Source organism: Halosolutus halophilus (assembly GCF_022869805.1).
Lineage (GTDB): Archaea > Halobacteriota > Halobacteria > Halobacteriales > Natrialbaceae > Halosolutus > Halosolutus halophilus.
On sequence record NZ_CP094974.1, the window covers coordinates 1,185,368 to 1,198,463 of the forward strand.

Annotated in this window: 14 protein-coding genes and 1 tRNA gene; 6 read left to right on the top strand and 9 right to left on the bottom strand. The window is 62.7% G+C overall.

What is annotated here, in order from left to right; all coding sequences use genetic code 11:
- Positions 1-91 precede the first annotated feature (91 nt).
- Positions 92-619, bottom strand: coding sequence for a hypothetical protein (locus MUG98_RS05785; protein ID WP_265111194.1), 528 nt, complete (start codon positions 617-619; stop codon positions 92-94).
- A gap of 268 nt (positions 620-887) precedes the next feature.
- Between MUG98_RS05785 and MUG98_RS05790 the strand changes: the two genes are divergently transcribed.
- The 4 genes from MUG98_RS05790 to MUG98_RS05805 all read left to right on the top strand — a co-directional run bounded on the left by MUG98_RS05790 (position 888) and on the right by MUG98_RS05805 (position 3,736).
- Positions 888-2,000 carry a mandelate racemase/muconate lactonizing enzyme family protein gene (locus tag MUG98_RS05790; RefSeq protein ID WP_265111195.1) on the top strand — a complete coding sequence of 371 codons (1,113 nt, stop codon included), beginning with the start codon at positions 888-890 and terminating at the stop codon, positions 1,998-2,000.
- Positions 2,001-2,114: 114 nt separating this feature from the next.
- Complete coding sequence (locus MUG98_RS05795) at positions 2,115-2,300, top strand: aldehyde dehydrogenase family protein (protein WP_265111196.1); 186 nt, start codon at positions 2,115-2,117, stop codon at positions 2,298-2,300.
- Positions 2,301-2,487: 187 nt separating this feature from the next.
- Positions 2,488-2,919 (top strand): SCP2 sterol-binding domain-containing protein, encoded by a 432-nt coding sequence (locus MUG98_RS05800; RefSeq protein WP_265111197.1) that lies wholly within the window; start codon positions 2,488-2,490, stop codon positions 2,917-2,919.
- A gap of 160 nt (positions 2,920-3,079) precedes the next feature.
- Complete coding sequence (locus tag MUG98_RS05805; protein ID WP_265111198.1) at positions 3,080-3,736, top strand: helix-turn-helix domain-containing protein; 657 nt, start codon at positions 3,080-3,082, stop codon at positions 3,734-3,736.
- On the opposite strand, the gene MUG98_RS05810 is transcribed toward MUG98_RS05805, so the two are convergent.
- The 4 genes from MUG98_RS05810 to MUG98_RS05825 all read right to left on the bottom strand — a co-directional run bounded on the left by MUG98_RS05810 (position 3,733) and on the right by MUG98_RS05825 (position 6,258).
- Complete coding sequence (locus MUG98_RS05810; protein WP_265111199.1) at positions 3,733-4,188, bottom strand: CoA-binding protein; 456 nt, start codon at positions 4,186-4,188, stop codon at positions 3,733-3,735. The two genes, MUG98_RS05805 and MUG98_RS05810, sit on opposite strands and share 4 nt — an antisense overlap.
- A gap of 101 nt (positions 4,189-4,289) precedes the next feature.
- On the bottom strand, positions 4,290-4,925 hold the full coding sequence (locus MUG98_RS05815; protein ID WP_265111200.1) for an RAD55 family ATPase: 636 nt from the start codon (positions 4,923-4,925) through the stop codon (positions 4,290-4,292).
- Positions 4,926-5,108: 183 nt separating this feature from the next.
- Complete coding sequence (locus tag MUG98_RS05820) at positions 5,109-5,963, bottom strand: geranylgeranylglycerol-phosphate geranylgeranyltransferase (RefSeq protein WP_265111201.1); 855 nt, start codon at positions 5,961-5,963, stop codon at positions 5,109-5,111.
- A 109-nt stretch (positions 5,964-6,072) separates the two neighbouring features.
- On the bottom strand, positions 6,073-6,258 hold the full coding sequence (locus MUG98_RS05825; RefSeq protein ID WP_265111202.1) for a DUF7511 domain-containing protein: 186 nt from the start codon (positions 6,256-6,258) through the stop codon (positions 6,073-6,075).
- Positions 6,259-6,410: 152 nt separating this feature from the next.
- On the opposite strand from MUG98_RS05825, the gene MUG98_RS05830 reads away from it, so the two are divergent.
- Positions 6,411-6,485 (top strand) — tRNA-Arg (locus MUG98_RS05830).
- Positions 6,486-6,738: 253 nt separating this feature from the next.
- On the opposite strand, the gene MUG98_RS05835 is transcribed toward MUG98_RS05830, so the two are convergent.
- The 4 genes from MUG98_RS05835 to MUG98_RS05850 all read right to left on the bottom strand — a co-directional run bounded on the left by MUG98_RS05835 (position 6,739) and on the right by MUG98_RS05850 (position 11,020).
- Complete coding sequence (locus tag MUG98_RS05835; RefSeq protein WP_265111203.1) at positions 6,739-8,121, bottom strand: hypothetical protein; 1,383 nt, start codon at positions 8,119-8,121, stop codon at positions 6,739-6,741.
- Positions 8,122-8,222: 101 nt separating this feature from the next.
- Positions 8,223-8,945, bottom strand: a complete 723-nt coding sequence (locus MUG98_RS05840) for an MBL fold metallo-hydrolase (RefSeq protein ID WP_265111204.1) — start codon at positions 8,943-8,945, stop codon at positions 8,223-8,225.
- 677 nt (positions 8,946-9,622) lie between these two features.
- Positions 9,623-10,027: a helix-turn-helix domain-containing protein gene (locus MUG98_RS05845; protein ID WP_265111205.1), complete on the bottom strand. Its 405-nt coding sequence runs from the start codon at positions 10,025-10,027 to the stop codon at positions 9,623-9,625.
- A gap of 165 nt (positions 10,028-10,192) precedes the next feature.
- Positions 10,193-11,020, bottom strand: coding sequence for a helix-turn-helix transcriptional regulator (locus tag MUG98_RS05850; protein ID WP_265111206.1), 828 nt, complete (start codon positions 11,018-11,020; stop codon positions 10,193-10,195).
- Positions 11,021-11,211: 191 nt separating this feature from the next.
- Here MUG98_RS05850 and MUG98_RS05855 point away from each other — a divergent pair, with 191 nt between their 5' ends.
- Positions 11,212-13,017: an FAD-binding protein gene (locus tag MUG98_RS05855; RefSeq protein WP_265111207.1), complete on the top strand. Its 1,806-nt coding sequence runs from the start codon at positions 11,212-11,214 to the stop codon at positions 13,015-13,017.
- The last annotated feature ends 79 nt before the right edge of the window (positions 13,018-13,096 follow it).

Consider the following 13,096-nt stretch of genomic DNA (forward strand, 5'->3'; position numbering starts at 1 on the left):
GTCGCTCTCTGCCCGCCCCGTTCGCGCTCACGTCGTCACCCTTCCCCCGCCGTGCTCGAATCCACGCAGTCACCTCTACTCGTGTCGCCTCTTACTCGTGTGGAACGGTTCGATCGGCAAATCGCGCCGGGACAGCACCGACGATGGTGGCGAGGACGGCCCCGACGATCGTGCCGTAGACGAGGTGACCGACGGCGAAGGTAGCCGCACCGACGAGTTCCGCGGCCGGTCCCGGCAACGGGAGGTACGGGAGCGGGAGAACCGCCACGCCGGCCTGACTGACCGCGACGGGAAGGATCAGGCCACCCGCGAGGATCCCGAGCACCGCGCCGAAGGCGATCCCGGCTCCGACGTAACTCTCGAACGTCCCGACGAACTCCGCGACCGCGGGGCGCGAGACGATCGTCGCGAACGCGATCCCGAACAGGATGCTCAGCGCGAGGTGGACGAGCCACCCGGCGACGATCGTCGACGAACCGATGAGCGCACCCAGGATCTCGAAGACGTTCGGTCCGAGCTGGAGGACCAGTCCCATCCCGATGCCACCGGCGAGGCCTGCCGTGAGACCGCCGGTCAGGACCTCGACCCCTTCGAGATCATGGTTGTTATTCACACCCATGGCTGTTGGTACCCACTCGAGACGAATAATGCTAATTCCGAGAAAGCGAACGGTTAACTGACACCGATTGCGGCGGGGCCGGCCAGGGATCGATCGCCGCGAAACGTCACCGAGAGGCACAGAGAGAGGGAGCCGAAAGAAACACGACCGCGAGGCGGAGGGGGGGAGCCGAAAGGATGGGGGACGATCGATCGATTCGCCGCCGGGATTTAACTGTCCGAACCGATCCGTCTGAAGCCTTACCGACGAGTCGGTCGAAGGCGACCGTATGCAGATCACCGACGTCACCCAGCATCACCTGCAGCACTCGATGGAGGGGTCGTTCGAGCCGACGTGGATCCCCGGCTATCCGCAGGGGAGCCACGAGGTCGAGTTGTTCGAGGTTGAGACCGACGCGGGAATCACGGGCCTGGCCGCGAGCCCGAGTTTCGCAGGTGGGCTCGACTACGCCGACGCGCTCTCGGTCTTTCTGGTCGGGGAGGATCCACACGACGTTCGGGGGATTCGGCGCAAACTCGACAGCGTCAACCTCGTCGGACCGCGGCCCTGGCACCTCGAAATCGCGCTGTGGGACGTCATCGGGAAAGACGCCGGCAAGCCAGTGTACGAACTGCTCGGCGGGACCGGCGACCCGATTCCGGTCTACGCGAGCACCGGCGAGGTCCAGCCCCCCGAGGATCGTATCGACTACGTCCGCCGGCGCGTCGAGGAGGGGTTCGACGCGGTCAAACTCCGGGTGACGAGCGTCGACGACGTCGCGATCGTCCGCGAGGTCAGGGAGGCGTTCCCCGACCTGACGCTCATGGTCGACGCCAACAAGGGCTGGTCGGTACGCGTGATGGAGCACGAGGAGCACTGGAGCTATCGGGACGCCCTCACGGTCGCCCGCGAACTCGAAGCGATCGGCGGAGTCGCCTGGCTCGAAGAACCGCTCCCACGCCACGATTACGACGGCTACGCCCGTCTCCGGGATGCGACTGACGTCCCGATCGCGGGCGGCGAGTTCAACGACGGGATCTTCCAGTTCCGGGAGTTCGCCGAGCGGGACGCGCTCGATATCTATCAGCCCGACGCGGCGCTCGCGACGGGCGTCCTCGGCGCCACCGAAGTCGCCAGCACGGCCCGGGAGACGGGTGCGCAGTTCGTTCCGCACACGTGGACCAACGGAATCGGCTTCGTCGCGAACCTCCACGTGATCGCGGCGGTCGACGCGCCGTGGTGCGAGTACCCGCTGGAACCGCCGTGGACCCCCGCAGTCCGGGATTTCATGCTTGCCGAACCGATCGAACAGGCGGACGGAACGATCGCGCCGCCGTCGGGGCCGGGACTCGGCGTCGAACTCGATCGCGGCGTCCTCGCCGAAGCGGAGGCGGAGGAGTGACCGATCAGGTGGAATTCTACGATCGCGATCGGTTCGACGTCGTTCGGCGAACCGACGACACTCTCCGGCCTCGCCGCCGGCGTCTGGACCGACGACCTCGAGACGGCTCACGAGATGGCCGCCGACCTCGGGGCCGGGACCGTCTGGATGACCACGTACAACGACCTGCTCGATTCCGCACCGCACGGCGGTTACGAAGGGAACGGGATGGGGTGCGAACTCGGCGACGAGGCCATCGCAGACTACTCGGAGGTCAAGACGGTCAAGACGAACCTCGGCGACGTCCCGAACGTCGGCTGATCGATCCCGGCCGGATCGTCGGCGAGACCTGTTCGCTCGGCGACGTTCCCGACGTGATCGAGCGCCTCGGCGAGTACGACACGATGGGGATCCCGGTCTGCGACGAGTTCTGACCGTCGGCGGTTCACTTAAAGATCCACTTCCATTCGGGAGAAGGGGTAACGGAGTTTCAGTCGACTCAGTTCGTATGGCAATCGCACTCCCGAGCGAGGCGGACGAGTGGATCGACGCGTGGCAGACGACCCTCAACGAGTCCGACGAGTACGGCGACGTCGGCGAGGGATGGGGCGTCGGGTTCAACGGGGACTTTCTCTTCGAGATCCTCCCCGACAAGACCTACGACGGCGACACGCTCTCCCTCTTCGTCGGACTCGAGGACGGCGAGTGTACCGAGGCCTACCGGACCGACGATCCCGAGGGCGAAGACTGGGGCTTCGCGTTCCGCGGCAACTACACCGACTGGAAGGCGCTCGTCCGCGGGGACGTCGACGCCGTCGAGGGTATGATGAACGGCCAGTTCGACCTCGACGGCGACATGCAGAAAGTGCTGCAGTACAGCGACGCCGCGGTCGTCATGACCGCGAACGCGGGCGAGATCGACACCCGATTCGAGTACTGAATCGTCGGTTCGGTCCTGAACCGTGGGTGCGGTTCTGGAGGGACGGTCCTGGAGACACGAACTGCACGGTGGCGGGCACACACCGCAGTCGAGCCCCCGATCGACCGGTCCCCGGTGGGCGACGGTAGGCTTATTAGACGTGTCACTGAATGGCAACAAAATGAAGACGGTGCGACTCCGCCTCCGGCCGCCCGAGGGATCGTTCCCGGGGGTCGACGCCGTGTTCGCGACGACCGAGGGAGTCGACCGCGAGGCACTCGTGCACTTCGAGTGGCTCGGTGATGGGACGTACTCGATGCTGTACCGACTCGCCGTCGAACCGGGCACCGAACTCGACGACGTGCTGGCGTCTCACGAGGAGGTCATCGACTACGATTTCGTCGCGTCGGGCGATCGCGAGCGGTACTGCTACGTCCACGTCGAGGAACGCGAACTGCTGTCGGAACTGCTCGCGATCGCGGACGCACACGCACTCGTACTCGAACGGCCGATCCGGTTCGTCGACGGCGACGCGGTCCTGACGGTCGTCGGCGACGCGAGCGCGATTCGGGACGCCTACCACGACGCGACCGGGACGATCGACGTCAGCATCGAGTGGTCCGGCGGCTACGAGCCCGGGAAATCCGACGCGCTCGGACGGCTCACCTCTCGCCAGCGCGAGGCCGTCCGGACGGCCTACGACCTCGGTTTCTACGAGACGCCCCGTCGGACCAGCTACGAGGAGATCGGCGACGAACTCGACTGCGCCCCGAGTACGGCCAACGAACTCCTGCGCCGGGCCGAAGCCACGATCGTTGCGGCGACGCTCGACGGCTAAGCACGCGGAACCGCTTCGGCGAACCGGACTCGGACTCCGGCCGCCAGGTGCCGGTGCTCGACCTTCACACAGCGGTCCTGCACGACGTCCCGCCCGGCCCGTTCTGCACGGGCGGCCGCCTCGTCGTCGCGGATCCGCCGCTGCGTCCAGATCTCGTCAACGTCGTCGCGCACGATCGCCTCGTCGACGATCCCGCTCACGTCCTCGCTGGGGCGAAAGATACAGACGAGATCGATCTCGTCGTCTACGTCAGCCAGTGAGTCGGACGCTTCGCGGCCGAAAATCTCGTCTGCGTGCGGGTTGACCGGGAGCACGTCGTAGCCGTGCTCGAGCAGGTACTTCGGGACGTCGTGGGCCGCTTTCCCCGGCGTACTCGAACAGCCGACGACGGTAACCGTCTCCGTTCGCGATTCGAGGATCTCTCGAACGGCTGCGTCGGTATCGACTGGCATATCCCACTTTCGGACTCGATCGGGAAACGTTCGCGAGACGAACTCGTCGATCGATCGTCGGTCAGGTTACCAGGAACGCGGGCAGGGTGAGAGCGCAGCGGTCAGGTGGGGAGGCCGACAGTCCGGATCTCGGGTTCGGACTCGTCTTCGTCCTCGCTCTCTTCGACCTCGATGACCGCGTCGAACAGCTGTTTGAGCGTGTTCATCATCTGGTCGTCGTGTGCCGACGAGTCGATGACGTAGACGCCGAAGGCGTCCGCACTCTGGATGCGGCCCGTGAAGACGTGGAGGAACCGGAAGACCGTCTGGAGGTTCGAGTACATCAGTAGGGTCGAGATCGAGTGCAGCAGCACCCGATTCTCGGTTAGCCCCCGTGCGTCGTGGAACTCCTGGAGGAACTCCGAGAGCTTGATCCCGATGCCGGTCATGTCGACGGGGGAGGAGGCGTACTTGATCCGTGGGTCGTCGACGACCGTGCCGATGCCCCGCTGTTTCGTGACGCAGTCGACGACGCCGACGTCGAAGTCCTCGGCCGCGACGTGTCCGGTGACCTCCTCGAGTACGTCGCCGCCGCTATCTTTCGTCGTTACGACGATCGACCCGTCGCCACGGTCGGCGCCGCTTGCGAGGACGTCGAGCGCGATTCGACGTTTACCCGTCAGTGGAGGACCCGCGATAAGTACGTTCGTCCCGGGATCGAGTTCGGCGTCCGGAAGGACGTCTGCGAGATCATACATACCGAATACTCACATCCATCTACAGCGTTGCGTCCACCGTCAGCGGAACCGCTGTCCGCACCGTCGTGTGGTACGAAGATGCAGCATCCAGCTTATAATACTTTTCATTAGCTATCCTATGGCAACTGACATTTCTTCCGGACCCTTTCCCGTTGGGGGTCGAGCGATCCGGTCGAAGGTATCTCAGCCGATCGTCGGGGCCGCAAGCGCCGCCCGTCCGACGATAAACGCGAGCGCCGCGAAGAACATCCCGTACTTGAGGTGTGACTGGCCCGCAGTCGGATTCTCGAAGCTCTCGTAGGCCGCGTACAGCATGATCGCGTCGGCAGGCACCACGACCAGCAGGTAGGCGAGGCCGAAGTACCTGAGCGCGTACGGGATCGGGCTGGCGAGGACTGCGAGGACGAGCAACGCCGTCGCGACGACGAGCGCACGCCGCTCGCCGATCGCGATCGGAAGCGTATTCAATCCCTCCTCGCGATCGCCCTCGAGGTCCTCCACGTCCTTGATGATCTCCCGCGTCAGCGTGGCCACCGCGGCCAGCAGAAAGAGCACGATCGCACTGGCGACGTTGCCGACCGCCGCCGCGCCGAACAGGAACGTACTGCCGACGAGGTACGCCACGAGCGCGTTGCCGACCCCGGGAAGTCCCTTGAACACCTCCGTGTAGGCCACCAGCGCGACGAGGTTGATCGCCGCGATCGCGATCGCCAGCGCCGGAAGGGTAAGCGCGAGCGCAACCGCACCCAGGAAGAGGACGATACTGAACGCGAGTGCCCCCCGCGGGCTGACGGCTCCTCGCGGAATCGCCCGATCGGGCTGGTTGATCCGATCGATATCCCGATCGAAGTAGTCGTTGATGGCGTTCCCGGCACCGACCGCCAGCCCCGTCGCACCCACCGCCGCCGCGACGGCGAGCGACTCGGCGGTCACGCCGCCGGCGACGAACGCCCCGATGAACGTCAGCGCGCTCGCCGCGATCACGTTCACCGGCCGCGTCAACTCGAGCAACCCGCGGCTCGTCTCCCCCGCTGTCATACCCGTGGGTGCTCAGTCGTCGTGGTTAAACGGTACGATCTGCCGGCGCACGCGTCTCCAGATCACAGCAACGCAGGATCACAGCATAGTTCGATCGGGCGTGTGGGACCTACCGCCACTCCTCCAGATCACAGAGGCCGTCCGTCTCGATGGAGAGCCACTTCGTCACCCGTTCGTCGCCGCTCGCGTCGACGGGAACGGCCGTCCAGACCGTCTCGTCGCCGTCGGAAAGCAACTCGAGCGGTGCCGTTCTACGCTGACCGTCCTCGGGTATCGGGGCCTCGTTCACCGTCATGGCACGACTGTCTCTCGTCTCGCCAGCACAAAGACCCCCGAAGGCGGTTTTCACTGTGTGAGAAGTAACTGGGATCGATCGGTGTGTCGGTGGCTGACGAAACCGATGCGAATCGTGTGACTTATACGGAGTCGGCAGGAAAATACGGGTGCGGGCGCTTAGCTCAGCCTGGACAGAGTACTTGGCTTCGGACCAAGCTGCCGCGGGTTCAAATCCTGCAGCGCCCATACATTTGAGGCGGGATAATCGCCATACAGCATGGCGATCATCGGGCGAATGGGTCTGAGTTTGCTTTCGTTCGATGGTCGAACGACGGGTGGTTTCCACCGGAGTTCGTGTACAGCCAATCTGGCCGCATTCGAGAAAATCAATCTCCGATTGCAGTGAGAACAACCTCTCACGAGTCGACTGGGTCCAGAATCACATTTGGCGGACGCGCTCGGTTGAGTACAGATTTCCCCGAAGCAGTAGGCACTCTCGTCAATCTGTTTCAGACCAGACGTGTCTGAACTTTCCGCTACCGGAGTCGCGCTGTGGTGTCTCTAACGCTTTCTCGATGCTAATCTCGGTGATACCGCGTTGGTCCAGAAACGTCTCAACGTCCTGCTCTACGTGGCCCCAGACGGTCCGTTCGTCGGAATCCTCGGTTACGTCGAGTTGTATGGTGAGCGTCTGCGGAGCTGTCTGAATTATCTGGGCCCGATGGACGCCCGGTACCTCCTCAACGACGCTCGAAATAGCCAGCGGGAACACGGGAACGCGCTCTCCCTCCTCCGTCTCGAAATGGAGCACATCTCCTTGTCGCCCCTCGATTTCTATGACCGGGAAGGGGCTTCCGCACGGGCACGGCTCCTCGTACATCGTGATGCTGTCACCGAGATCGTACCGAACGAGCGGTTGGATGCGATTTCCGAGGTTCGTGATCAGCACTGTCTCCGACGGCTCGCCGGGTTCGACCGGTCGATACTCCGAATCGACCGGTTCGAGGACGACCCAGTCCGTGTTTGCGTGCAGATTCCCGCGCTCACACTCGACCGCAATCGGAAAGAACTCCGTGGCCCCGTAGATCTCGCGTACCTCGCACTCGAAGCTCTCCCGTAGTTTGCGCTTCTCCGCGTCCGAAATCGGTTCTGCCGTCGGCGCGACGAAGGCGGGACTGATGTCGAGTCTCCCCTCCTGCTGCGCCCGCGCCAGTTCGACGAGGACGGTCGAGTATCCGACGAGGAACGCGGGTTGATAGCCGTTCAGGTCTGCAACGAGTTCGGCGAGAGGTCGAGTCGGGGAGAACAACCGAATTCGGTGCTGGAGGAATTTCGACTCGCGCTGTAACATTGCGATTCCGGAGGCACCGGCGAAGTGACCGCCGGTGACGGCTATCTCTGCGCCTTTGAAACGGTTCTTTCCGAGTTTCAGTATGGACGTCGTATCGAGTAACGCAGGTAGCGTCCATCGGTCGGGAAGCACGTTGATCAGCGTCAGCGCTGTCTCGTCCTGAACGAAGAAGCCCGGTTCGCCGGTCGTTCCCGAGGTCAACCAGACCGGATAGCGGTCGAGAAAGCGCTGGCCGATGGTCGATTCGTCGGCGACGAACGCGTCGATCTCGGCTTTCGTGAGCGCTGTGTCAGTGACCACGTCGTCGAAGTTCTCCATCAGCATCGGCTTGGTCACCGGCGGGAACTGTTCGAGGTCGGTACTGCCCTCGGGAACGTCTGCGTAGTGTCGCTTATAGAATCGAGACTGCCGCCTGACGAACGCCAGCAGGTCAGCCAGCCGTCCTCGTTGGCGGGCTTCGATATCCGAGCGGGTCCCCCGGTTGGCACGCCACACGTCGAGAGTGATCTTCCCTTTTGTAATTGGATTCATCGTGCTGGCTCCGAGAAGCGGGGTGGCTTCCACAGGCCGCGTCTCGTGTTCGGTTCCCACTTCGTTCTGAGCGGACTTTGTTCTTGACCTGGCTCTAGACGTCAGACGATGTCGCTAACGTCGCCTCTCCACGGTTCACCGTGCCCAGACAGCAGCACCACTTCGCCACAGGAGTCTAGTTTCCGTATCGACGAGCGCGCCTTCTCCGCGTCGTAGTGTATCGGCGGCAGCACCGTCGGCTCGGTGTGGCGGCCGGTTCGAACGTTATAGGTCATCAGGGCGTCGCCACAGAAGAGCACGTCTCTGTCGGAGAGGTAGAACGCGGACGAACCGGCCGTGTGGCCCGGGAGGTGGATGACCGTCGGATGTCCGGGAACGTCGAGGTCGTCGCCGTCTTCGAAGATCTCGAACGCCGTGAGTTGTGGCACCGACCCGACCCCGGAGCGAACGACCTCGACGAAGTACGCGAACGCCGAGGGCCTCCAGAGCTCCTTCAGGAAGCCGATAGGGGGGAGCGACCGTGAGACCGTGTTCGCGCGCTGGACGTCGGCCGGATGAATCCACACCGGAGCATCGGCGGCCTGTCGCAACCACTCGGCGAACCCGACGTGGTCCAAATCGCCGTGGGTGATGAGGATGGCCGCGACATCTCCCAACGTGTATCCAAGCCGTTCGATCCCCTCGACGAGTAGTTGCCAATGTCCGGGGAGTCCGGCATCGACGACGGTGAGCGCGTCTCCCTCCTCGACGACGTACCAGTTGATCCGACTCGTGCCGAACCGATACACCCCCTCGGCAACTTCTCGACCACAAATCAGATCCATACTGACTCAACGTATTGGGCAGCCATAAGCACGGGCGACGCGACGCCTGTCCCGTCCCGATGACAAACGTTGAGTCGTCTCGAACCGTACGGTCACATTACGAAAACTGGCAGATTCACTACGACAGCACGATCGGAGGCTCGTTCAGGTTCTGGATTCCTTCCTCGTTGCACCATCGGATGAAGTGGCCCAATCCTGAACGATGTGAATAGATCGTCGCTTGGGTTACACTGTTTTCACGGTCGGATAAGTACAGTTCGAGTGCGTGGTCGGGGTCGATTGATTCGGGACTCATTGATCGTCTCCACGCGGACCCCCGTTAGAAACTCCGTTTTGAAACGGCCGATATCGGCCGCCTCACGCCTGAAAGGACGATTCGTTCGACAGTCGAACTCAAGCCTGCAGCGCCCATCTGTTCAGGGGGTGTAATCGCCCGACAGCAGCGGGTTGATCCCTACTACGAACGCAGCGCCGTTGCTTTCGTTCGATGATCGAATGGACGAGTGGCTGCCACCGGGATTCGCGTACAGCCAAACTGGTCGGGACCGAGAAAATCAATCGCCGATCGATACACCGCCCTCTAAATAGGTTGTAAAGAGTATGGGTTTGACAACCTCAGCGATCGGTACGACTGCGAACTGACCGCTGAGACACCTACCAGTTCCAGACGATCGCCGTTATTTCGCCTCTTCGTCGAGTCGGAACGTCGCACGGACTGATTCTGGGAGGGGCGGTCGTGGGGACGTTTCGCGCCGCTCGATCTTTTCGGGCTTTCGCGCTTTCTGGTGAACGGTTCGCGCCATTGGGACGCCCTTGAGGTGGTTGAAGTCCCCGAGGATATCGGCACCACACTCGGTAAAGCCGTAGAATTTCCACGGCAAGCCGCGCTTTTCCTTGTTTGGGGGATACTCGTAGATCGCAAGGATGTCCGCTTCAACGAGCACGTCCAGTTGCTCTTCCACGGTCTTTTTCGATTTACTCGGGACGAAATGGTTGATTTCAGCCGCCGACGCGATGATTTTCGGGTGCCCCGCGAGTGCCTGAATGATGCTGTGTCGAGTTTCCTGTGACAGCAGCTCCATCCGCTCACGCTGCCGCTCTAAGGGTTTTCCTCGTTGTCGGCCTTAGAATGCGCGGCGATGTCGGCCATTGGTAACTGAACGTGCGATTGCGTGTCAAAAAACACAAGGGATCGATCTCCCTAAGTTAGACCAGTACGGTGATTCGAATGAGCCGGGAGCGAACGATCAGCTGAGCGCCTGCCGTTCCATGGCCTGCTGGAATCCGTTGTGCGTAACCTCCTCCAGCACAACGGCTTCGGAATCGTACACCTCGTAGACGGTCTCGGCCCACTCACGCACCGCCGGCGAGTCGGTATCAGCAAACACGCTGAGTTGCCTGGTGTCCGGCTCGCTGACTCCAATACCGACCCGATCGTCGAAAATAGCGAGTCCGAACGGGAGTTCGTCGTGTAGCTGGACCGTCAGATAGCCGCTCGCACATGCCTCTATGCATTTCTCCGGATAGCCGTCAATAGTGTCCTTGGCTACCTCGGGAAGGGCGATCGTCTCTGTCTCCATCCCCTCGACGATTTCTCGCTGGATTTCGTCCAAGTAGACTGGAGCGATAACATCGATATCGAACCCTCGGAGCGACTCGGTTTCTCGAACGAGCGCGACAAACCTCACCACCGGGCTGTAGGGATCACCGCGTACGGCGCTCGTCACCCTCGCTCCGGCAAACGCGTGGATGTCGATATCTATCGGCGCATCCCCAATAGCCTCCAGTACCGGGGCGAGCTGGAGCGCCGAGCTTACCTCCCGCTTGAAGCTGACGACCGCTTCGGCGAGCAGTAAACCTGACGGCGTAAGCCTGAATTCTCCGTTCACCTTCTCGATCACGCCCAACTCCTCGAGCAGTCTCGTGTGTCGGTGGATGGTCGCCCGCGATACGTCCAGCCGGTCCTGTAACTCCCGTCGATCGAACCCGTCTCCCTGGAGTTCCTCTAAGAGTGGCGACCGCCGGAGCAAGTCGATCAGGACGTCGAGATGCTCGCCTCGTGGTGTGGTAGCCATACGCATGATTCGCGCCTGTTGCTAATAGATCTGTCTCAGGGGGTGAGACACCTCGTAGGGGCTCTCATCACCCGCGAGAATCTCACTAGTTAATTACAATTATTCGCCCACCGTCGTGGACGTATGCCCCGTTCGGGCAGTCTCGACCCGGCAGTCGGGAACGAGAAACCAATCAATCGAGTGAGCGACCGATGGCAACTGAATCCCCATCTCCGACCGACCACGAAACGCTCGGCCGTACGTTCGTTGACGCGGCCTGGAACGACGGCGATCTCGACCGGGTCGAGGGCCTGTGTACCAACGATGTCGTCGTCCACGATCCCGCGAATCCGACCGCTGAAATCGGGCCCACAGGGTACCAACGGTACGTCTCGCGGATCACGGACGAAGCCGCTGACCTAGAACTGACGATCGAGGACGTCACTGTCGCCGATGGAACGGTGGCCGTCCGGACGGTCGGTCGTGCCAGCTCGGAGAACCTTGACGGCGAGGACGACGAACCGACGCTCTCGGGCTTCGAGGTCATCCACGTTGAGGAGGACTCGATCGTGGAGTGGTCCGGGACGCTGCTCGCCGACGCTGACCTAGAAGCGTTCGTCGAGAGCTTCGCCGGCGAGGTGGTTCGTCCCGGCGATGCCGGCTACGACGATGCGCGCGCGGTCTGGAACGGACTGATCGACAAATACCCGGCACTCGTCGCCACGTGTACCGGCGTCGCCGACGTCATCGAAGCCGTGAACTTCGCCCGCGAGCACGATCTCCTGGTGGCAGTCCGCGGTGGCGGTCACAACGTCGCTGGATCCGGCGTCTGTGACGGCGGGATCGTCATCGATCTCTCGGCGATGACCGGCGTTCACGTGGATCTCGATGCATCAGTCGTTCGGGCTGAAGGAGGTGCGACGTGGGGTGATCTCGACCGAGAGACGCAGGTCTTTGGGCTGGCGACGCCCGGTGGCGTGGTCTCGACGACGGGTATCGCAGGGCTGACCCTCGGTGGCGGGATGGGCTGGCTCCGCCGGAAGTACGCCCTGACCATCGACAACCTCGTCTCTGTCGACCTCGTCACCGCCGACGGCGAGTTCCGTACCGCCAGTGACCGCGAGAATCCGGACCTGTTCTGGGGACTCAGGGGAGGTGGTGGCAACTTCGGTGTCGTCACCAGCTTCGAGTACCGACTCCATCCGGTGGGCCCGGAGGTCATGTTCGCCGCGCCGATGTACCCGCTCGAGACGGCGCGCGACGTCCTCCCCGACTGGCGCGAGTTCGTCGCGGACGCTCCGGAGGAAGTGTCTGCGGAGGCGGTCTTCTGGTCGGTTCCCGAACTCCCCGATTTCCCCGAGGAAACACGTGGCAAGTCCGTCGTTGTACTTCCCGCCATGCACTGCGGCTCGGTCGAGGAGGGCCGTCGGGTTCTCCAGCCGCTGCGCGAACTCGCCGAGCCACTCATCGATCTGAGCGGGCCGGCCCCGTACACGCAGGTCCAGCAGATGTTCGACCCGTTCTTGCCCGAGGGAGAGCTACGGTACTACTGGAAGTCGATCAATCTGGACCGCCTCGACGACGAAGTCATCGAGGCGATCGTCTCGATCGCTGAGGATCGCCCCGACGACAGAGTTCTCATCCCGATCTGGCATCACGGCGGTGCAATGAACCGCGTGGATCCTCCCGAAACGGCCTACGGTGGCCGGAGTACGGACTTCATGCTGAGCTTCGATTCGACCTGGGAGGATCCAGCCAAAAGCGAAGAAATGGTCGACTGGACACGCGAGGCGTGGGCGGACATGCATAGATTCTCCGACGGTAGCCTCTACCTGAACTTCCCGGGCTTCAGCGAAGAGGGCGAAGAGTTAGTGCGTGCGGCGCACGGTCGAGAGATCCACGAGCGGTTGGTCGCGCTGAAAGATGAGTACGACCCCGAGAACCTGTTCCGGCTGAACCAGAACGTCACGCCGTCCGGAAGCACTCGGACCGACGGTGGGCGACGGGGCGATAACTGATTCCGAAACCGATTCGGCGGCAGTTCTTTGATGAATACACGCCTTGTGCTCGGTAGAGTCTGAACGAGCTACCGAGATA

Coding starts and splice junctions, on each gene's coding strand:
- MUG98_RS05785 (WP_265111194.1), bottom strand. CDS start 619: ATGGGTGTGAATAACAACCATGATCTCGAAGGGGTCGAGGTCCTGACC.
- MUG98_RS05790 (WP_265111195.1), top strand. CDS start 888: ATGCAGATCACCGACGTCACCCAGCATCACCTGCAGCACTCGATGGAG.
- MUG98_RS05795 (WP_265111196.1), top strand. CDS start 2,115: ATGGCCGCCGACCTCGGGGCCGGGACCGTCTGGATGACCACGTACAAC.
- MUG98_RS05800 (WP_265111197.1), top strand. CDS start 2,488: ATGGCAATCGCACTCCCGAGCGAGGCGGACGAGTGGATCGACGCGTGG.
- MUG98_RS05805 (WP_265111198.1), top strand. CDS start 3,080: ATGAAGACGGTGCGACTCCGCCTCCGGCCGCCCGAGGGATCGTTCCCG.
- MUG98_RS05810 (WP_265111199.1), bottom strand. CDS start 4,188: ATGCCAGTCGATACCGACGCAGCCGTTCGAGAGATCCTCGAATCGCGA.
- MUG98_RS05815 (WP_265111200.1), bottom strand. CDS start 4,925: ATGTATGATCTCGCAGACGTCCTTCCGGACGCCGAACTCGATCCCGGG.
- MUG98_RS05820 (WP_265111201.1), bottom strand. CDS start 5,963: ATGACAGCGGGGGAGACGAGCCGCGGGTTGCTCGAGTTGACGCGGCCG.
- MUG98_RS05825 (WP_265111202.1), bottom strand. CDS start 6,258: ATGACGGTGAACGAGGCCCCGATACCCGAGGACGGTCAGCGTAGAACG.
- MUG98_RS05835 (WP_265111203.1), bottom strand. CDS start 8,121: ATGAATCCAATTACAAAAGGGAAGATCACTCTCGACGTGTGGCGTGCC.
- MUG98_RS05840 (WP_265111204.1), bottom strand. CDS start 8,945: ATGGATCTGATTTGTGGTCGAGAAGTTGCCGAGGGGGTGTATCGGTTC.
- MUG98_RS05845 (WP_265111205.1), bottom strand. CDS start 10,027: ATGGAGCTGCTGTCACAGGAAACTCGACACAGCATCATTCAGGCACTC.
- MUG98_RS05850 (WP_265111206.1), bottom strand. CDS start 11,020: ATGGCTACCACACCACGAGGCGAGCATCTCGACGTCCTGATCGACTTG.
- MUG98_RS05855 (WP_265111207.1), top strand. CDS start 11,212: ATGGCAACTGAATCCCCATCTCCGACCGACCACGAAACGCTCGGCCGT.